The sequence below is a fragment of the Desulfitispora alkaliphila genome, assembly GCF_050433185.1.
GTDB classification, from domain to species: Bacteria; Bacillota; Desulfitisporia; order Desulfitisporales; family Desulfitisporaceae; genus Desulfitispora; species Desulfitispora alkaliphila.
Genome location: NZ_JBNPXS010000018.1, coordinates 37778 through 57059, shown reverse-complemented (window position 1 = coordinate 57059; position 19282 = coordinate 37778). Strand labels below are relative to the sequence as shown.

General features: G+C 39.0%; 23 protein-coding genes, 1 pseudogene and 2 riboswitches. Of the genes and pseudogenes, 19 read left to right on the top strand and 5 right to left on the bottom strand.

Features of this window, described 5'->3' with window-relative positions:
• Nucleotides 1-161: 161 nt before the first annotated feature.
• The gene (locus GGQ84_RS08290) at nucleotides 162-560 is read left to right on the top strand and encodes a hypothetical protein (RefSeq protein ID WP_429161598.1); all 399 of its coding nucleotides are present in this window, start codon (nucleotides 162-164) and stop codon (nucleotides 558-560) included.
• A gap of 22 nt (nucleotides 561-582) precedes the next feature.
• Here the strand turns inward: GGQ84_RS08290 and GGQ84_RS08285 are convergent, their stop codons facing one another.
• Nucleotides 583-1188, bottom strand: a complete 606-nt coding sequence (locus GGQ84_RS08285) for a tetratricopeptide repeat protein (protein WP_429161596.1) — start codon at nucleotides 1186-1188, stop codon at nucleotides 583-585.
• 76 nt (nucleotides 1189-1264) lie between these two features.
• Between GGQ84_RS08285 and GGQ84_RS08280 the strand changes: the two genes are divergently transcribed.
• From GGQ84_RS08280 to GGQ84_RS08250, 7 genes are all read left to right on the top strand, one after another.
• Nucleotides 1265-2248: an asparaginase gene (locus GGQ84_RS08280; protein WP_429161595.1), complete on the top strand. Its 984-nt coding sequence runs from the start codon at nucleotides 1265-1267 to the stop codon at nucleotides 2246-2248.
• A 67-nt stretch (nucleotides 2249-2315) separates the two neighbouring features.
• Nucleotides 2316-2522: a DUF1657 domain-containing protein gene (locus GGQ84_RS08275; protein ID WP_429161593.1), complete on the top strand. Its 207-nt coding sequence runs from the start codon at nucleotides 2316-2318 to the stop codon at nucleotides 2520-2522.
• A gap of 13 nt (nucleotides 2523-2535) precedes the next feature.
• Nucleotides 2536-3393 (top strand): DUF421 domain-containing protein, encoded by an 858-nt coding sequence (locus GGQ84_RS08270; protein ID WP_429161591.1) that lies wholly within the window; start codon nucleotides 2536-2538, stop codon nucleotides 3391-3393.
• 13 nt (nucleotides 3394-3406) lie between these two features.
• The gene (gene spoVAC / locus GGQ84_RS08265) at nucleotides 3407-3886 is read left to right on the top strand and encodes a stage V sporulation protein AC (RefSeq protein ID WP_429161589.1); all 480 of its coding nucleotides are present in this window, start codon (nucleotides 3407-3409) and stop codon (nucleotides 3884-3886) included.
• An 11-nt stretch (nucleotides 3887-3897) separates the two neighbouring features.
• Nucleotides 3898-4902: a stage V sporulation protein AD gene (spoVAD, locus tag GGQ84_RS08260; RefSeq protein ID WP_429161604.1), complete on the top strand. Its 1005-nt coding sequence runs from the start codon at nucleotides 3898-3900 to the stop codon at nucleotides 4900-4902.
• 13 nt (nucleotides 4903-4915) lie between these two features.
• Nucleotides 4916-5269, top strand: a complete 354-nt coding sequence (gene spoVAE / locus GGQ84_RS08255; protein ID WP_429161587.1) for a stage V sporulation protein AE — start codon at nucleotides 4916-4918, stop codon at nucleotides 5267-5269.
• Nucleotides 5270-5323: 54 nt separating this feature from the next.
• Nucleotides 5324-5410, top strand: a riboswitch (cyclic di-GMP riboswitch).
• A gap of 146 nt (nucleotides 5411-5556) precedes the next feature.
• Nucleotides 5557-5865, top strand: a complete 309-nt coding sequence (locus tag GGQ84_RS08250) for a hypothetical protein (RefSeq protein WP_429161586.1) — start codon at nucleotides 5557-5559, stop codon at nucleotides 5863-5865.
• Between the two features lie 50 nt (nucleotides 5866-5915).
• On the opposite strand, the gene GGQ84_RS08245 is transcribed toward GGQ84_RS08250, so the two are convergent.
• Nucleotides 5916-6593, bottom strand: coding sequence for a rhomboid family intramembrane serine protease (locus GGQ84_RS08245; RefSeq protein ID WP_429161584.1), 678 nt, complete (start codon nucleotides 6591-6593; stop codon nucleotides 5916-5918).
• Nucleotides 6594-6670: 77 nt separating this feature from the next.
• On the opposite strand from GGQ84_RS08245, the gene GGQ84_RS08240 reads away from it, so the two are divergent.
• Nucleotides 6671-7216 carry a CPBP family intramembrane glutamic endopeptidase gene (locus GGQ84_RS08240; protein ID WP_429161582.1) on the top strand — a complete coding sequence of 182 codons (546 nt, stop codon included), beginning with the start codon at nucleotides 6671-6673 and terminating at the stop codon, nucleotides 7214-7216.
• Between the two features lie 235 nt (nucleotides 7217-7451).
• Here the strand turns inward: GGQ84_RS08240 and GGQ84_RS08235 are convergent, their stop codons facing one another.
• From GGQ84_RS08235 to GGQ84_RS08225, 3 genes and pseudogenes are all read right to left on the bottom strand, one after another.
• Nucleotides 7452-8276, bottom strand: coding sequence for a MetQ/NlpA family ABC transporter substrate-binding protein (locus GGQ84_RS08235; RefSeq protein WP_429161580.1), 825 nt, complete (start codon nucleotides 8274-8276; stop codon nucleotides 7452-7454).
• Between the two features lie 18 nt (nucleotides 8277-8294).
• On the bottom strand, nucleotides 8295-8951 hold the full coding sequence (locus tag GGQ84_RS08230) for a methionine ABC transporter permease (protein WP_429161578.1): 657 nt from the start codon (nucleotides 8949-8951) through the stop codon (nucleotides 8295-8297).
• Between the two features lie 41 nt (nucleotides 8952-8992).
• Nucleotides 8993-9721: pseudogene (locus GGQ84_RS08225) on the bottom strand (methionine ABC transporter ATP-binding protein); the annotation flags it as partial.
• 56 nt (nucleotides 9722-9777) lie between these two features.
• Nucleotides 9778-9885: riboswitch (SAM riboswitch) on the bottom strand.
• A 167-nt stretch (nucleotides 9886-10052) separates the two neighbouring features.
• Here GGQ84_RS08225 and GGQ84_RS08220 point away from each other — a divergent pair.
• From GGQ84_RS08220 to pcrA, 10 genes are all read left to right on the top strand, one after another.
• Nucleotides 10053-10358: a YerC/YecD family TrpR-related protein gene (locus tag GGQ84_RS08220; RefSeq protein WP_429161577.1), complete on the top strand. Its 306-nt coding sequence runs from the start codon at nucleotides 10053-10055 to the stop codon at nucleotides 10356-10358.
• A gap of 77 nt (nucleotides 10359-10435) precedes the next feature.
• Nucleotides 10436-11536 (top strand): ATP phosphoribosyltransferase regulatory subunit, encoded by a 1101-nt coding sequence (gene hisZ / locus GGQ84_RS08215; RefSeq protein ID WP_429161575.1) that lies wholly within the window; start codon nucleotides 10436-10438, stop codon nucleotides 11534-11536.
• A gap of 69 nt (nucleotides 11537-11605) precedes the next feature.
• Nucleotides 11606-12274 carry an ATP phosphoribosyltransferase gene (gene hisG, locus GGQ84_RS08210; protein ID WP_429161602.1) on the top strand — a complete coding sequence of 223 codons (669 nt, stop codon included), beginning with the start codon at nucleotides 11606-11608 and terminating at the stop codon, nucleotides 12272-12274.
• Nucleotides 12267-13556 (top strand): histidinol dehydrogenase, encoded by a 1290-nt coding sequence (gene hisD, locus GGQ84_RS08205; RefSeq protein ID WP_429161573.1) that lies wholly within the window; start codon nucleotides 12267-12269, stop codon nucleotides 13554-13556. Before hisG ends, hisD begins: the two co-directional genes overlap by 8 nt.
• 31 nt (nucleotides 13557-13587) lie before the next feature.
• Nucleotides 13588-14217, top strand: a complete 630-nt coding sequence (gene hisB / locus GGQ84_RS08200; protein WP_429161571.1) for an imidazoleglycerol-phosphate dehydratase HisB — start codon at nucleotides 13588-13590, stop codon at nucleotides 14215-14217.
• A gap of 16 nt (nucleotides 14218-14233) precedes the next feature.
• Nucleotides 14234-14845 (top strand): imidazole glycerol phosphate synthase subunit HisH, encoded by a 612-nt coding sequence (gene hisH / locus GGQ84_RS08195; RefSeq protein WP_429161569.1) that lies wholly within the window; start codon nucleotides 14234-14236, stop codon nucleotides 14843-14845.
• Entirely contained in the window at nucleotides 14839-15570 is a 732-nt protein-coding gene (gene hisA / locus GGQ84_RS08190) for a 1-(5-phosphoribosyl)-5-[(5-phosphoribosylamino)methylideneamino]imidazole-4-carboxamide isomerase (protein ID WP_429161567.1), read from the top strand. Before hisH ends, hisA begins: the two co-directional genes overlap by 7 nt.
• Nucleotide 15571: 1 nt before the next feature.
• Entirely contained in the window at nucleotides 15572-16345 is a 774-nt protein-coding gene (gene hisF / locus GGQ84_RS08185) for an imidazole glycerol phosphate synthase subunit HisF (protein WP_429161565.1), read from the top strand.
• A complete protein-coding gene (gene hisIE, locus GGQ84_RS08180) occupies nucleotides 16335-16988 on the top strand; it encodes a bifunctional phosphoribosyl-AMP cyclohydrolase/phosphoribosyl-ATP diphosphatase HisIE (protein WP_429161600.1) in 654 nt (217 codons plus the stop codon). Before hisF ends, hisIE begins: the two co-directional genes overlap by 11 nt.
• A 122-nt stretch (nucleotides 16989-17110) precedes the next feature.
• Nucleotides 17111-19276 carry a DNA helicase PcrA gene (pcrA, locus tag GGQ84_RS08175; protein ID WP_429161563.1) on the top strand — a complete coding sequence of 722 codons (2166 nt, stop codon included), beginning with the start codon at nucleotides 17111-17113 and terminating at the stop codon, nucleotides 19274-19276.
• Nucleotides 19277-19282: the final 6 nt, after the last annotated feature.

Genomic DNA, 19282 nt, shown 5'->3' with positions numbered 1-19282 from the left:
ATGCAATTAACTTAATGAACCGCCAAGTACCGAACGGTATGCTTGGTGGTGTGAGAGGACGGTAGATAAAATAATTATCTACCTCCTACTCGATGCATTGAAATCCCTAATATGGAAATAATGGATGTTAGAACTGAAATAGAATAGAAAGGATGTCACACATGAAGAAAATATTAGTGCTCAGCTTTGCGCTAATACTGGTGCTGCAGTTATGTGCTTGTGAACCAAACCCTCATGAAAATGTTACTTCTCTAGTCAATAGAGGAGGGTCTGGGGAATTTGCCAGCTTTGATGTGGCCAGGGTAGTGGATGTTTCTTATAACAGGATAATGAAACAATCGGGATTAGAGTTAGAGACTAAAGAGGGGGGAACATCTGTAATAGCCATCGCAGCAGATACAGTAGTAAAAGCAGGCTTAGAACAACTACAAGCAGAAGAGAGTGGTTTTTTTGTTAAAACATGGGGACAAGCTACTGAGCATGATACCTTAGGGCTGCTACTATTTATCCATAAGTTAGAGGTTGTGGAGGAACCTAGTAATTGGAGAATAGAGCGGTAAATATATACCGCTCTTTATTTCTTTAATTTTCCGCTGCCAGGCGAACACTTTCAATCCAGTCCTCGTACTTTTCGCTATTGGCAGGGTCAAGTTCTTTAGCAATCTGCCACTGTTTCATGGCTTCTTTGTATTCCTCTAGGGCTTGAGCAAGAAAAACTCCGTAATTAATTCTTGCGTTTAAATATTCAGGGTGACTTTCAATACCCTTTAAAAAGTGCTTTTTAGCAAATGCATAATCCTCTGACCAAAATGCAACGGTAGCCATATCAATTCGTACATTAATATTATTTGGGTCTTCTTCTAATACTTGCTGATAGTATGCAATAGCATGTTCAAAGTAGTGGCTGGCCTTATGTTGATCTTCAGAGTCATACTTATATGCATATCCAGCACCATAATATAGATTACCTAAAACTTCAAGCACTTCAGAGTCTGCAGGATTATCCTGCAAGTAGCTTTCAGCACTGTTTATATCTTGTAAAATTTGATTGATATCTCCCATGCCGTAAGGTCGTTCAGAAGGAGGATCATCTTTACTTATAGTTGCACTGATCATTACTGCAAAAATAAGAAAGATAAACAGGAGCATACCTCCTATGATGTAGTTGGTATTGTCTTTTCTTTTCACGCTAACACCTCCATTTGAGATGGTTATATTATACTATTTTTTACAATCAATGTCGAATGAGAAAGAGGGTGTATTGATGCGCAAGGTAGTAGTGATAACTGCTGGGGGGACGATTGCCATGACAGGTGCTGATGATGAACTGGCTACACCCCAGCTAAAAGCTGAAGATATTGTAATGACAGTTCCGGGCATAGAAAAAGAGGCAGACTTAACTTGGATAAATTGGAGAAACAAGCCCAGTCCTCAAATGTCAATAGGAGACATAGCAGAGCTGAGTGAGTTGGTAACTGCCCAATGTGAAACCAATATTGATGGGGTTGTAATAACTCATGGAACGGACACCATGGAGGAAGTAGCCTATTTATTAGATTTGACATCACGGAAACAAGGAAAGCCAGTTGTCCTCACAGGGGCACAAAGGCACCCCTCAATGCCAAGTCCCGATGGGCCAGTCAATTTTGCTGATGCAGTAAGAGTTGCAAGTTCTTCTTTGGGAGGGGAACAAGGAGTAGTTGTAGTTTTTAACGGAGAAATTCATAGTGCCAGAGATGTAGAGAAAACCCATACTACTCGAGTTGATAGCTTTAGTTCCAGGGAGTTTGGACCACTAGGAGTTGTGAGTAACGGCAATGTTTACTGGTACAGGAAGCCAGTTATTGTTGAAGAATATCCGGGAGGAGAGTTGCATGACCAAGTGTTTATTTTGAATGTTAATCTGGGTAGTAATGGCTATTTATTAGATGAACTTGTGGAGAGGGGAGCAAGAGGAATAGTTTTAGAAGCATTAGGTGGAGGGCACGTGCCCCCTGAATGGATGAAAAGCATCAGTAGAGCAATCAACAAAAGGATTCCAGTAGTTTTGTCTAGTAGTTGCCGCGGCAGACTGCTTACATCCACCTATGGATATAGAGGTGCAGAAGTAGACCTGATAAATATAGGAGTTATTTTTGGGGATGGGCTCCCGCCAAAAAAAGCTCGAATCAAATTAATTGCCCTCTTAGGAGCTGGTTATACTGAGTATGAGATTAAAAAAAGGTTCGAAGAAAATTTCTACAACTAGCTTGTATGAAAAGGTGCGGAAATAGAAAAGATAAGCATATTGAGTAAATCAAAGGGAGGATTACAAATTGACCTCAGGGGACAAAGTAAAACAAACGGTTAGTAGCTTGAAAGTTGCCCATGGAACATTAGGGATTTATTCTCTCCAGAGTAGTGAAGAAGAGGCAAAACTTTGCTTCAGAGAGGCCCATACAGTGCTTGGACAAATTATCAGCAAGCTTGAGGGCAGGGTAGCTGAGATTGAATTAGAAGAGCCACAGTATAAAGGTCATTAAAGGGGAGATAAAAGTGGAAAATATAACTCTAGTCTTAATTCAAACAGTGGGTGTTATAATTCTCTTGTTTTTAGGGACTGTCATAGTAGGTAATCGCCCGATTAGCAATGCAACTACCTTTGAATTTATATCTTTTGCTGCCATAGCTATAATAGCTGGTATGTTAGCAGTTGGGGCTATACCTGTAGAGGCTGGATTAGTGGCAATTATCTTGTGGGGAGCAGGTTTAGTGGCTTATAGTTATGCATTAGCCAAGTATCCTTATTTCAGGCAACTGGTTGCTGGTAGTGAAACTGTTATTATCAAGCAGGGCAGGGTACTGGAAGATAACCTAGCAAAATCTAAGATGACTCCCCAGATGCTTCTAGAAAAACTGAGAGCTAAGAATATTTTTAATGTGGCAGATGTGGAGTTTGCTGTGTTAGAGCCAACAGGAGATGTAAATGCGTTAGTAAAATCTGAAAAAAAACCACTTACACCAAAACACTTGGGCATACAGGTAGCTCCTCAAACTGAGCCACAGGCAGTAATAATTGATGGAAGTGTTGTAGATAAAGGTCTAAGGGCTCGGGGTTTAACCAGGAGTTGGCTCAATGAGCAGTTGGATAAACTGGGAGTTACCATTGATAATGTGCTGTTAGCCCAGGTAGATGCCTATGGAGAACTGTATGTAGATTTGTTTGATGATCAGATTAAGTTACCTAAGCCTCAAGTTAAAGAAATGCTTTATGCCACATTGAAGCAGGCTCAGGCTAGTCTTGTTAGCTTTTCCTTAGAAACCGATAATCTTGACGCAAAAAAAATGTATCATGAAGAAGCGGAAAGACTTGAAAAAATTATTGAAGATATTAAGCCATACTTGTTAAGGTAATGGGGTGAATCTAGTGGCCAATAAAAATAAAAAGAATTTAACGTCAACTCAACAACAGTATCAGAAGTTCGCAAAAGTTAGAGAACCCAAACGACCTGTACTGAAAAACTGTTTCAATGCCTTTTGGGTAGGAGGAACAATATGTGTATTTGGTCAGGGAATCCAGATGTTTTATATAGAGTACTTTAAATTTACTGAGCAAACAGCAGGAAACCCTACTGCAGCAACAGTTATATTCATTGCAGTAATGCTTACTGGTCTAGGAGTTTATGATCATGTGGCCCAATGGGCTGGAGCGGGAACGGCAGTTCCTGTTACGGGTTTTGCTAATGCTATGGCATCTGCAGCTATTGAGCACAGAACTGAAGGCTATGTGCTTGGGGTTGGCGGGAATATGTTCAAAATAGCCGGACCCGTTATTGTCTACGGAGTTTTCGCAGCCTTTGTAATGGCTATTTTAGTTACTATTTTCCAAGGACTGGGGGGAGCCTAATGACAGCAGATATTTTAGTCGGTCATAGTACGTGGCAGTTTCCTTCTAAACCGGTAATTGTCAGTACAGGTGTTGTGGGAGGCCCTTTTGAAGGGAAAGGAAACCTAAGCGACAGTTTTGATATATTATATGACAATATCTGGATGGACCAAAAGAGTTTTGAAAAGGCTGAAAAGTTAATGCTAGAAGATGCTTGTCAAAAGGCTTTGGATAAGGCTGGAGTAAAAAAGCAAGATGTGAATTTTTTTATTGGTGGGGACCTAATGAATCAGATTATAAGTAGTAGTTTCGCAGCTAGAACCCTGGAAATACCCTACGTTGGTATTTTTGGAGCCTGTTCAACATCTATGTTAGGGTTAGCCGTGGCAGCTCAGTTTGTGGAAAGTGGAGCTGCAAGGTATGCAATCACTGGTACGTCTAGCCACAATAGTTCAGTGGAAAAGCAATTTCGCTACCCTACAGAGTACGGGGGGCAAAAACCCCCGACCGCACAGTGGACTGTTACTGGGGCCGGCGCGGCACTTGTTGCTCCTGAAGGCGATGGACCAAGGGTTACAAAAGCTACTATCGGAAGAATTGTAGATATGGGATTAAAGGACCCCTTTAATATGGGGTCGGCAATGGCTCCTGCAGCGGCTGAAACCATCCAAGCACACTTTAGAGAAACAGGCCTTGACCCTAGTCACTATGATGTGATAGCTACAGGAGACTTGGGAAGAGTTGGGCACAAGATTTGTGCCGATTTATTAGCAGAAAGTGGGACACCACTTCCTGAAGATCAGTTTACCGACTGTGGGACACTAATATACAGAGAGGATCAGCCTGTGTTTGCGGGAGCCAGTGGGTGTGCCTCAGCGGCAGTGGTTACCTATGGACATTTTATGGAATGGTTAAAAACTGGAAAAGTAAAGCGGATACTGGTGGTCGCCACGGGAGCGCTCTTATCTCCATTATCCTATCAGCAAAAAGAGAGTATTCCTTGTATTGCTCATGCAGTCTCTATAGAAATGGATTAAGAGGTGAATTAATATGGAACAATTTTTCTGGGCTTTTGTTGTGGGAGGAGCAATTTGTGTAATCGGACAGGTGATGCTAGATGTTTTTAGATTAACCCCAGCTCACACATTAACTACACTAGTGGTTGCAGGAGTAATCCTAGGAGGCTTAGGTCTCTATGAACCTTTAATAAAGTTTGCTGGTGCTGGTGCCACAATTCCCATTACTAGCTTTGGGAACTCACTTGTCAAAGGAGCGCTAAGTGAAGCTGAAATGCATGGACTAGTGGGAGTAATTACTGGAATATTTGAAGTGACCAGTGCAGGTATATCTGCAGCTATTATATTCTCGTTCATAGCCGCATTAATTTTTAAAGCTAAGGGCTAAAAAAAAGTTGAAATTAATCTAAATATTGGTTAAAATGAAAGTGGCAAATTAATATTCTGTCAAAGGCAAAACTGTTGAAAGGCAGTGACGCAAAACTATAGGGTCTAACGTCGTAAATGACTAAGACAGCCAGTTGCCAAAATATCAAAAGAAACAGATTAAGGCTATATACATGTGTATGGCTGCATTAATCTGTTTTCCTTTTGCCACAAAGGAGGGAAACTCTAGACATAATTAATTATTAAATCACCAATAGGAGCAATAAAAACTAAGGGGGAGTACGTCTTTTGAATATTACAAACTACTTTGACACAGACAAACACAACGGGAAAACATACATAAAGTTTAAAGTAAAGAGAAGGAATAACGGTGTTAAGTGTGATGCAAAACTTTTTCTAGGAAACAACTTATTGATTATAGAAAATCAGAAGTTTTTACTATCAGATGCGGAGGATTTGAGGAGAATTCAGAGAGATTTCCAAAAAAGAATTATAACTGCTAAAAAGGAACTAAAACTATATCCCTATGAAATAAAACACTATTTGCAGCGTATTTCTCAGTTTAAAACAATGGGAAGCAGGATAGCAGCGATATAAGTACTATAAACTGTGGTTGACTGTAATAATTGACCACAGTTTTTTTGTATTCACCTAACTCTAACTTGTTGCATGTAGCGGAATGCTATCATAGCTCCCACTGCAAAACCTCCAATATGAGCCCACCAGGCTACTGGTTGTGTTCCCTGGGTAGAGCTTAACACATTAATAAATTGAAGAACAAACCATAGGAATAAAAAGTATACAGCTCTAATTCTAGTGACTGTAAAAATAAAGCCTAAAAATACCAAAGCTTGTACCTTGGCTTTAGGGTACAATAGAAAGTAAGCACCGAGGACACCTGCAACTGCCCCACTAGCACCAATAGTTGGAACTGTTGAAGTGGGATTGGTCAGAATATGAAAAAAGCTTCCGGCAACTCCTGCTGTGAGGTAAAAGACTAAAAAGCCTAGATGTCCTATTCGATCTTCAATATTATCACCAAATACCCACAAATAAATCATATTTCCAAACAGGTGAATAATGCCTCCGTGTAGAAACATAGCAGTGAAAAGTGAAATAAAGGGGAAAAGGCCTCCCAGTAATATCTGAAAAATAGATATCCCTGTGAAATCAGCAGGTACCACTCCGAAAAGATTTATTAAATTGTGAAGTTGATTCTCAGATAAGGTAAACTGGAAGATAAAAACTATAACATTTATAACGATTAAAGAAATTGTCACATAAGGCGTTGACTCTGAAGCGATGCTATCCCTAAGTGGAAACAAAGTATTGACCTCCTTAGATAAAGCAAATGGTATATAAAATACTATCTTTAGTATGCTACTGAATAGAGGGATGATACATGAGAAATAATTTAATAGTTACTGCAGTTTTATTTCAGGCAATATTAATAGCTGCAGCACAGCTTATATATTATTTTGCTTTTGGAGCAAACATATTCGAAAACACAATAATTGGGCTGAGTCAAGTGAAGAATTATTTTATAGGGACTTTTGCTGGATTTGGCGTTTTTGTGCTTGTTTATCTGCTTTATCTGAAATTACCTAGCTTTCGGGCGTGGGGGCAGCGACAAGTAATGCCGATGCTCAAGAGTTTTTCTACATCAGAGCTTTTAATTATGGGTATTACAGCAGGAATTGCAGAAGAAATCTTATTTAGAGGTGCACTACAACCAATACTGGGTATCTTTATTACCAGCTTGTTGTTTGGAATTGTACACTATTGGTTTAAAAAAGAATTGCTGCCTTATGGGATTGCGGCTTTTTGCATTAGCATTTTGTTAGGGTGGAGTTATGAGGTAAGTGGCAATTTGATAGTACCTATTGCTATTCATTCGGTATATAATGTATCGGTAATATTGGCGATAGGTCGAGGACTTTTTGATTAAATTGTAAGGATATTGCATATAATACAAATGTATGTTATTATTTTCTATATGTTAACAAATGCTGTAAATAACAAAGGGGGTAGATTGATCTGCTAGGATTAGTAATTGCAACAAATGCACTTATAATGGGTTATGTAGCTTTTTATGTGGTAAAGCGTTTAGAAAGTGATACCCAAACCAAATAAAAATTAAATAAAAATCCTCGGCTCATAGAAGTCGAGGATTTATTTTTTTACTAGAATGTTGGAACTACAACACCTTGCCATGTTTCTTCTATTAGCTCTCTTACAGCATCAGAAGTAAGGACTTCATTTAATAGCTGGATTTTTTTCTCAGTTTCATTGCCTTCTTTAATAGCAACTACATTTGTATAGCGATGGTCTTTATTTGAGGAGTTATCTTCGAAATAAAGAGCGTTATTAGCTACATCAAGTCCTGCCTCTAGAGCGTAGTTGCCATTGATAACGGAAAGCTCCACATCATCTAAAGCTCTAGGTAGTTGTGCCGCTTCCAATTCTACAAAATTTAAATTTAATGGGTTATCAGCAATTGTATAAACAGTAGCTTCAGTTATGCCAATTCCATCTTCAATAGTAATAAGGCCTGCTTGTTGTAACAAGAATAATGCTCTAGACCCATTTGTAACATCATTGGGAATAGCTACTGTAGCACCGTTAGGTAAAGCGTCTAAATCATCAACTGTCTTAGAGTAAACTCCCATAGCTTCAAAATGAACATTTATAAATCCAATAATACCCAAATCTCTGGTTTCATTTTCATTCTGTAAATAAGACATAGTTTGAAAGTAGTTAGCGTCTATTTCACCAGAAGAAAGTGCAATATTCGGAGTAATATAATCTGTATATTCTTGAACTCTCAGTTCAATACCATTTTCAGCTAGTAAAGGCTTAATTTCGTTTAACAATTGAGCGTGAGGAACTGGAGTTGCACCAATTGTCAGTGTTTCTAAATCGTTGTCATCACCTGATGAGCTACAGCCTACAATACCGAAAAGTAAAGCAACAGAAATAAGGATAAGTACGAGTTTCTTGTTTATCATTATAAAAACCTCCAATTATTATTTTTTGTTTAGGGATGTTGCAGTTTTTTCACCTATAAGCTGAATTCCTTGAACCATAATCACTAATAAGACTACTGTAATCAGCATAATTGTTGAATCGTAGCGGTAATATCCATATCTTATTCCTATATCGCCTAAGCCTCCACCTCCCACAAACCCTGCCATGGCTGAGTAGCCAATTAGGTTCACTGTAGTAATGGTAGCCCCTAAAATTAAAGAGGATAAGGACTCCGGAAGCAGTACCTTAAATATAATTTGCAGTGGAGTTGCTCCCATTGCCTGGGCTGCCTCTATAAGACCCTTTGGTACTTCCAAGAGGGAAGTTTCTACCATTCTAGCAACAAAGGGGATAGCGGCTATAGTTAAAGGAACAATAACCCCCTTGATTCCGATGAAAGTACCCATTAACAACTGAGTAAAGGGGATAAGGGCAACTAATAGTATAATAAAGGGTACTGAACGCCCTAGATTAACTACTGCTCCTAGCAAGCTATTTATCAATTTGTTTTCTAATATGTGCCCCTTCCTTGTAATAACAACAATAACTCCTAGTGGTACCCCGACTAAGTGAGATAGAATGACGGATACTCCTACCATTAGAATAGTTTCCCAGGTTCCAGTCAACATTATTTGCACTATAGTATCAAAACTCATTATGAACCCTCCTTGAAGTCAAGACCACAGTAATGATAAAAGGTTTTAACAAATTTTTTAGCAACCTCAGTTTGGGGTTCTGTGAAAACCTTTAAGACCGCAGCTTCTTCTACAATGTGGCCATTGTCAATTATTGCTACTCGGTCACAAATATCCTTAATAACGTGCATTTCATGAGTAATGATGACAATAGTTAAACCAAATTTCTTGTTTATATCTTTTAATAAACTCAAGATTGATTGAGTTGTTTCTGGATCTAACGCAGATGTAGCTTCATCACATAATAATACCTTAGGTTCATTAGCTAAAGCTCTAGCGATACCTACTCGTTGCTTCTGTCCACCACTTAACTCACTGGGATAGGAAGAAGATTTTTCACTTAATCCTACAAGACTTAAGAGCTCATCAACGCTAGTTTTTATTTCTTCTTTTGATAGCCCAGCTATTTCTAGAGGGAAAGCTACGTTTTCGTAAACTGTACGTGAAGAAAGCAAATTAAAGTGCTGAAAAATCATGCCTATTTTTTTTCTCGCTTCGCGAAGTGCTTTATCATCTAGTTTTGTGAGGTCACAGTTATCTATTAGAACTCTTCCAGAATTGGGTTTTTCTAATAAGTTAATACATCTAATTAAAGTGCTTTTGCCAGCACCGCTAAGACCCATAATGCCATAAATGGTGCCCTTATCAATGCTTAAATTAACTTGGTTTAGGGCTTGTACAGTGTTCTTTTTTGCAGTGTAAACCTTACTAACTTGTTCTAATTTAATCATAAAAAAACCTCCCTATCCAAGCAGATAGAGAGGTTGTGTGATCAATACAACCAAATCCCTTATCTGCCAGGAAATATAATTCCTGCAGGAATTGGCACCGTGTCTATGTTAGATCGGTTGCCGGGCGTCATCGGGCCAGTCCCTCAGCCTACTCTTGATAAGAGTTGTAAAGCGCTTTTTAATTTAATTATAATATTAGCATTAAAGGCAACCAAAAGTCAAGGGTTAATGTAATAAATATTAACTGGATTTTAATGGGTATAATATATATTATGCAGGATTTTTTATCTCTTTACAGAATTAAAGTATTAAATTTAGGAGGTGTTTTTCTGTGACATATAAGAGTAAACTTAAAGGTGAATTTATAGATTCGCTTTTTGAAGCTATTATGCTATTAGAAAGCGAAGAAGAGTGTTATCGGTTTTTTGAAGATATAGCAACTATAAGTGAACTTAAAGCACTGGGTCAGCGGTTGGAAGTGGCAAAAATGCTGGAGCGAGATTGTACATATACTGAAATAGCAGAAACAACAGGTGCAAGTACAGCAACTATTAGTAGGGTTAAACGTTGCTTGAACTACGGAGAAGATGGATACAAGCTTGTTTTATCAAAGCTAAAAGACAAAGAAAACAAATAATCAGTTGACAGGGTACTGCAAAGGTGATATATTTATCATAATAACGCTTTAACAAGTTAAAGTAATGGAGGGGTAAAATGAGCGGAGAAGTAGGAGTTGAAGTGCCACCAGGTGTCAAGGATCTGCTGCCCTGGGAAGCAAAGAAAAAGCGAAAGCTAGAAAATGAATTTGCGCAAGTGTTCTCCAGTTGGGGGTATGACGAAGTTGTAACTCCAACCTTTGAATATGACAAGTCACTAGTTACAGATACTGGAGAAGATGTTAGTCAGCAAATGTATAAGTTTTTTGACAGAGACGGAAAGATATTAGCCCTAAGACCTGATATGACTACACCTATTGCTAGGTTAGTGACAACTAGACTAAATGAAGAGAAGTTTCCTCAAAGACTATTTTATCTGGCAAATGTATTTAAATATGAAAACCCTCAAGCTGGTAGGCAACGAGAATTCTACCAAGCTGGAGCTGAGTTGATTGGTAATCAAGGCCCTGCAGCAGATGCTGAAATAATAGCCCTAGCAGCTAGCTGCTTGGAAGTTGCAGGTTTAAAGAATTTTAAGATTGGAGTTGGGCAAATCCAACTTTTCAATGGAATAATGGAGCAGTTGAATTTACCTGAGGAAGATATAAAAGCTATAAAAAAGGCAATAGGTAAAAAGGATTTAGTGGGGTTAGAAAAATTAGTATATAATCTAAATATATCCTCACAAGAACAAGAATATATCCTCCTCTTACCTGAGTTGCATGGCAACAGGGAAGTTATTGATCTTGCAGAAAAAGCTAATATCAATGACAAGACAGATAAAGCTCTAAAAAACCTGCGAGAAATATTCAATATTCTAGAAGCTTACAAAGTAACGGACAAAGTAATGGTTGATTTTGGTGTACTCAGAGGCTTCGATTATTATACGGGAGTTGTTTTCGAAGGATACACTGAGGGATTAGGGTTTCCCATTTGCGGTGGTGGCAGGTATGACAACTTGTTAGGAAAGTTCGGAATGTCTCAGCCTGCTACAGGTTTTGCAGTGGGACTTGAGCGCATCTTTCTTGCAAAAGGAAACAGCGGAGATGACTGCCAGGAGAAAATTCAGGTTCTCAAGGGAACAGATTATACTGAACTAATTCAGAAGGCTATGGAAATGAGAAAAAAAGGTGAAAGAGTAAAAGTGGAATTAGATTGAGTATCTAATACTTAAAGGCCTTGGCCTTTAAGTATTTCTTTTAAATATATTAGGAGTGGAGAAAGGGTGATGAAATTGTTGACAATTGCCTTACCGAAGGGGAAACTTTTTAAGCCTGCAATAGAGGTGTTAGCGGCAGCTGGATTGCCAGTAGAGTTCTTATTAGATGGAGATTCTCGAAAACTTGTATTTCAAGATGATGATACTCAAGTGAGATATATGATATGTAGACCCACTGATATCCCAACCTTTGTGGAATATGGGGCAGCAGACTTGGGAATGGTGGGAAAAGACACAATAGTAGAGCAGGCTAAGGATGTAAGCGAGTTAGTTGACTTGGAATTTGGCTACTGCCGTTTTGTAGTAGCAGCACCAAAAGCAAAAATTGAAAAGAATCCTGATCTTAAAAGCTATAACTATGGCCGGGTAGCCACTAAATTTCCAAAAGTAGCTGCAGATTTCTTTAAGGAAAAAGGAATGCAGATGGAGATAATCAAACTTCACGGCAATATAGAGTTAGCTCCTGTAGTAGGTTTATCTGATTTAATAGTTGATATTGTGTCTACAGGAAAAACTCTAAAGGAAAATGATTTAGTTCCTGTAGCTGAAATATTTAGTTCAACTACCAGGTTAATAGCTAACAGGGCCAGTAGTAGAATGAAATATCAGCGCATCCAACCCTTGGTGGCTAAAATAAAAGAATATATGGATAAAAGGGAGAGTAATAAAAATGATTAAAGTACTGGCCGCAAGCGATGACAGAGTAGAAGAGCTTTTAGCATATAACGAAGATTATGATCAATATGAGCAAAGTGTGGATGAAGTGTTAAAGGCGGTTAAAGCTCAAGGTGACAATGCGGTTTTTCAGCTTACTGAAAAATTTGATGGAAGTATAATTAACCAAAAGAACTTTAAAGTAAGTCAGGAAGAGTTTCAACAGGCTTATGAGTATGTAGATGAGAAGTTCTTAGGGGCAATTAGAGAAGCTGTTTCGAGTATTACAGCGTTCCATAAAAAACAATTGCGTAACTCTTGGCTAGAGCCTGAGGCAGATGGAACTATAATGGGACAGATTTTTAGGCCCATTAGCAGGGCAGGGATCTATGTGCCAGGAGGAAGTGCTAGTTATCCATCTTCGGTTATTATGAACGCGGTTCCAGCAAAAGTAGCAGGAGTTCAGGAAATTGTAATGGTGACTCCGCCAGAGAAAAATAGCAGTAGTGTTAACCCTTATACCTTAGTAGCAGCTAAAGAAGCTGGTGTAACTGAAATTTATAAGATGGGTGGAGCTCAGGCTATTGCCGCTTTAGCTTATGGAACGGAAAGTGTAAGTAAGGTGGATTTGATTACAGGTCCGGGAAATATATACGTGACTTTGGCCAAGAAAAAAGTCTACGGGATTGTTGAGATAGATATGTTAGCCGGCCCAAGTGAGATAGTAATAGTTGCTGATAAGGAAGCAAGCCCCAAATATGTGGCTGCCGATTTGTTATCTCAAGCGGAACACGACCCCTTGGCTGCAGCTATTCTGGTAACACCGGCTAAAGAACTTGTAGCTAAGGTACAGGAAGAGCTTAAATTACAACTAGACCAGCTTTCCCGAAAGGAGATAGCTCATCAGTCTCTGGCAGATAGGGGAGCAATTGTATTAACTGAGGATTTAGATGAGTCATTTAAAATAGCAAATATCTTAGCACCTGAACACCTGGAACTTTTGATAAAAGATCCATTTGGCAACTTAGGTAAAGTTGAAAATGCTGGGGCAATTTTCTTGGGAGAAAACTCCCCTGAGCCAATCGGTGACTATATAGCTGGGCCTAATCACGTTTTGCCAACAGGTGGTACAGCAAAGTTTTATTCGCCCTTAAATGTGGATACCTTTATGAAAAAGAGCAGTGTTATATCCTATTCAAAAGAAGCTTTAAGACAAAAGGGGGAACAGGCAATAGTTCTGGCAGAGCGAGAAGGTTTAACTGCCCATGCCAATGCGGTTAAAATTAGAATAAAAAATAAAATTTAAAAATATTCTTTCATCTTAACAAAGGATTCAGATGAAAATTGACGAAAGCAGGTGGGAGAAGATGACAGAAAAACTGAGAATAAGTAAGCAAAGTAGAGAAACATTTGAGACAAAGATAAATTTAGAATTAATTTTGGATGGCAAAGGAACTAGTGAGGTAGAGACAGGGATAGGTTTCTTTGACCATATGCTGACTCTTTTTGCAAAGCACAGTCTAATGGACTTAAAGGTAAATTGTAAAGGTGATTTAGAAGTTGATGGACACCATACAGTTGAAGATGTGGGAATTGTTCTAGGAATTGCTTTAAGTGATGCTTTGGCAGATAAGAAGGGAATTAGGCGTTATGGATCAGTGATGTTACCTATGGATGAGACGTTGATTATCTGCGCAGTAGACTTAAGTGGCAGACCCTACTTAGCCTGTGACTTATCTCTGGATCGAGATAAGGTCGGGGACTTTGACACTGAATTGACAAAAGAGTTTTTGCAAGCTTTTGCTTACAGTGCTAGAATTAACCTCCATGTAAAACAAATTAGCGGAGACAATTGTCATCACATAATCGAAGCAGTGTTTAAGGCATTAGGACAAGCTACTAGACAAGCTGTAGAGTACGATGCCAGAATAGAGGGAACTTTAAGCACTAAGGGTTCGCTAAGCTAGTTTAGGAGGAATATGAGTGATAGCAATTATTGACTATGGAATGGGAAATTTGCGCAGTGTAGAAAAGGCCATTGGTAAGGTTGGGTATGCAGCAACTGTAACAAGTAATCCAACAGTAGTAAAAAGAGCAGACGGAGTAATTCTTCCAGGCGTGGGAGCCTTTCCAGACGCTATGGATAACTTGCGTGAAGCTCGGATGATTGATGCAATTGAAAACATCATAGCAAAAGAAAAGCCATTTTTGGGAATTTGTTTGGGGCTACAATTGCTCTTTACTACAGGTGAAGAGAATGGTTTGTACCAGGGATTGGGGATTATAAATGGAACTGTAAAAAAGTTGCCTGCAGGAAAGAAGATACCCCATATGGGATGGAATCAGGTGGAGATAGTAAACAACAATCCACTCCTGGCAGGGATACCTAATCAGAGTAATTTTTATTTTGTTCACTCATATCATGTGCATCCAAAAGAAGCAAGTAAAATAGTCACGACTACTGATTACGGAATTAAGTTTCCATCTATAGTAAATTACAAAAATATATACGGTATTCAATTTCATCCAGAAAAGAGCTCTACGTTAGGCTTGCAAATTTTAAAAAACTTTGGGGAGTTGGTGAATGAATGTTAATAATACCAGCAATTGATTTGAGGGCAGGTAAGTGTGTGAGATTAATCCAGGGGGATTTGAAGCAAGAAACGATTTTCTCCGATAATCCTGTTGCAGTTGCAAAGGCGTGGGAGGCCAAGGGAGCTAAGTATATCCACTTAGTAGATTTAGATGGTGCCTTTGCTGGTTTTCCTAAAAATTTAGATATAATAAAGGAAATAACAAAAGCTGTAAGTGTACCTGTACAAGTGGGCGGTGGAATTAGGTCAATAGAGACTATAGAACAGATATTATCTGCGGGAGTTGACAGAGTAATACTAGGAACGGTAGCAATTGGAAACCCAAACCTAGTGAAGGAGGCTTGTAGCCACTTCGGAGAAAAAATTGTTGTGGGTATTGACAGCAAGGACGGCCTTGTGGCCATTGAGGGCTGGGAAGCTACTGTAGAAAAGACAGCTGTGGAGTTAGCTATAGAAATGAAAGAATTGGGGATTGAGCGAGTTATATTTACCGATACCAGGAGAGATGGTACACTTAAAGGACCTAATTTGGAAAGCACTAAAGAACTAGCCCAAGAAGCGGGTATTAAAGTGATAGCTTCTGGAGGGGTAGCTAATCTACAGGATTTGGTAAACTTGAAAAAACTTGAACAGTATGGTGTTGAAGGGGTAGTAATGGGGAAAGCCCTTTATACTGAGGCAATAGATTTAGAGGAAGCACTTAGAATAGCTGATGGAGTTGAGTAAAATGCTTGCAAAGAGGATAATTCCTTGTTTAGATATCAATAAAGGACGAGTTGTAAAGGGAACTAACTTTGTCAATTTGCGAGATGCTGGTGACCCGGTAGAGCTGGCTTCTCTCTATGATAAAGAGGGAGCAGATGAGCTGGTATTTTTAGATATTACAGCATCTTCTGAAAACAGAGAGACCATTGTAGATGTGGTTAAGCGTACAGCTGAGCAGGTCTTTATACCATTTACTGTAGGTGGTGGATTGAGATCGGTAGAGGATATACGGAAAATTCTCACAGCTGGTGCCGATAAAGTATCACTTAATACTTCTGCAGTTAAAAATCCCAATTTGATTAAAGAAGCGGCGGAGAAATTTGGGAGTCAGTGTATTGTGATAGCAGTGGATGCAAGGAAAAAAGAAGGGGAAGATAGCTGGGAAGTCTATATCAGTGGTGGTCAAACTGCTACAGGTAAAGATGTGATAGAATGGGTGCAAGAAGTTGAAAGGTTAGGAGCAGGAGAGATACTCCTTACTAGTATGGATAGAGACGGAACTAAAGATGGTTATGATATACCCCTTACTAAGGCAGTAGCTGAAAGTGTCAACATTCCGGTGATTGCATCAGGTGGGGTAGGAAATTTAGAGCACATTCGAGAAGGTTTAACAGAGGGGATGGCAGATGCGGCTCTAGCAGCTTCAATTTTCCATTTTGGAGAATATACTATTAAAGAAGCGAAGAAATACCTTAAAGAAAATGGGGTGGTAATGAGAGATGCATATGAAGAGTAATTTGCGACAGGTAAACATAGGAAATATAGGGGAACTTAATTTTAATGTGCACGGTTTAATACCTGCTGTTGTTCAGGATGTGAGCACTGGTGAAGTCTTGATGTTAGCATATATGAATAAGGAATCTCTTACTAAATCCCTAGAAGAGGGCAAGACTTGTTTTTATAGTCGCAGCAGAGAAAAACTTTGGACAAAGGGAGAGACATCTGGCAACTATCAATATATAGAAAAAATTGCATATGACTGTGATGCAGATACACTGTTGGTCTTTGTAAATCAACAAGGAGTAGCTTGCCATTTGGGTACTAAGACTTGTTTTGAAACAGAAGAAACAGGAGCAGATGATGATGTTCAAGGATGTAATCTGGCAGAAGTAGTGGGTGATGTATTTGCAATTATAGAAGATAGGAAAGAAAAGATGCCCGAAGGCTCTTATACTACCTATCTATTTAACAAAGGATTAGACAAGATTTTGAAAAAAGTAGGAGAAGAAGCTGCAGAAGTTATTATTGCAGCAAAGAATGAGGATAAAGAAGAGCTTATTTATGAGGCTTCTGATCTAGTATATCATTTATTAGTATTACTATCGGCAAAAGGGCTAAGTCCTGAGCATATAGCTAGAGAATTAGAAAAGAGAAAATAGTAAATTCAATAGATATAGTTAGGCTAGTAGCTGCCACTCTCAGTGCAGGTGCTAGCTTTTTGCGTTTTAATAACTATAGCGGTATGCTATAATTATGTTGATTAGTATGAAGGAGTGAGAAAATGGAGCAACTAGACAAATTAAATCCACCCCAGAGAGAGGGCGTTGTGAATACAGAAGGACCAGTTTTAATCTTAGCAGGAGCAGGTAGTGGTAAAACTAGGGTTTTAACTCATCGAATTGCCTACTTGATACAGGAAAAGGATGTTTGGCCTAGCCAAATTTTGGCGATTACATTTACTAATAAGGCAGCGGCAGAAATGCGAGAGAGAGTGGAGGAGTTAGTAGGACTTGATGTTAACCACATGTGGGTCAGTACATTTCACTCGTGTTGCGTCCGCATATTAAGACGTGAAATTGACAAGCTAGGATATAATAGCAATTATGTAATTTATGATTCTAGTGACCAACAAACGCTGTTGAAAAACTGCTTAAAAGAACTAAATATTGATGATAAGAAGTTTCCTCCTAGGGCAGTTGGAGCAGCTATCAGCAATGCGAAGAACAAATTGTTGGAGCCGGACAAGTTTTCTGTGATGGCAGAAGACTACTTTGAAGAAATTGCCGCTCAGGTGTATCCGTTGTATCAAAGGAAACTAAAAGAGAATAATGCTGTAGATTTTGATGATTTGATTATGCTGACAGTGAAACTATTAAAACAAGAGCCTCAAGTTTTGAGCTACTATCAAAATAAGTTTAAATACATTATGGTAGATGAGTATCAGGATACTAATCATGCTCAATATCAGCTTATCAATTTATTGGCTCAAGGGCATAAAAATTTATGTGTGGTGGGCGATGACGATCAGTCCATTTATAAATTTCGAGGGGCCGATATCAAGAATATTGTGGACTTTGAAGAGGACTACCCCGATGCGAAAGTTATTAAATTAGAGGAAAACTACAGGTCTGTAGGCAACATCCTTGAAGCTGCTAATGCTGTGGTTACAAACAATGTGGGCAGAAAAGTAAAAAAATTATGGACTGCTAAAGAAGCAGGGGACAAGATAATTTATAAAGAGGTATTTGATGAACACGAAGAGGCTAGATTTGTGGTGCAAAATATTCAGAGGATACATCAGCTTGAGAATAAGCCTTATACTGATTTTGCTATACTTTATAGAACTAACGGTCAATCAAGGGTTTTTGAGGACTGGTTACGGAAACTGGGAGTGCCCTATCGAATATTTGGTGGACTGGGTTTTTATCAGCGCAAAGAAATAAAGGATATTATGGCCTACCTAAAGCTAATAGCAAATCCTGCTGATACAATAGCTTTAGAGCGGATTATAAATGTTCCCAAGCGAGGGATTGGAGATGCCAGTTTTGCCAAGCTAGAGGAATTCGCTTTAGTGGAAGGCATTACAGTTGGACAGGCTTTTGAGCAAGTAGAGCAAATACCTACTCTATCTGCCAGAGCAAAAAATGGCATGGGCGCCTTTAGAGATATGGTGGATAGTTTTAAAGCTAAACGGAAAGAACTATCTGTAACTGATTTAGCAGAAGAAGTTATGGGCGTTACGGGATATTTAGCAGAGCTCAAAGATAGCAAGGACCCTCAAGCGCAAACTAGACTTGAGAATCTGAAAGAATTCCTCTCAGTAACAACGGATTACGATAAGCACAATAAGGAAGGAAGTCTAGAGGACTTTTTGGCACAGATGTCCTTATTTACAGATATGGATCAGGATGTGGAACTGGATGACTACGTTTCGTTAATGACACTTCACACTGCTAAAGGACTGGAGTTTCCTATGGTGTTTCTAGTGGGAATGGAAGAGGGTATTTTCCCCCATTCCCGATCCATGGACGATAGTGCAGAATTAGAAGAGGAGCGCAGGTTATGTTACGTGGGTATTACTAGAGCAGAGGAGAAGATTTGTTTAACCCACGCTCAGACTCGGATGCTTTACGGAAGGCAGAATAATTACCTTCCCTCACAGTTCTTGCAGGAAATACCTAAAGAACTTTTTGCAGAAAGCACCAGTGCTAATAGAAATAGTAGTCCTACCAATAGGGACATTAAAGTTAGTCAGGCTGCTTTTGGTTCTAATGAAGAGCCACTATTTAACATCGGTGATAAAGTAGAGCACGGGAAATGGGGACGTGGGGTAATAGTCAGCGTGAAAGGTGAAGGCGGTGACGCAGAAATCAGCGTGGCCTTTCCCGATGTGGGAATTAAATCCTTATTGGCCAAGTACGCTCCTTTGAAAAAATTGAGTGTCTGAGGAGGT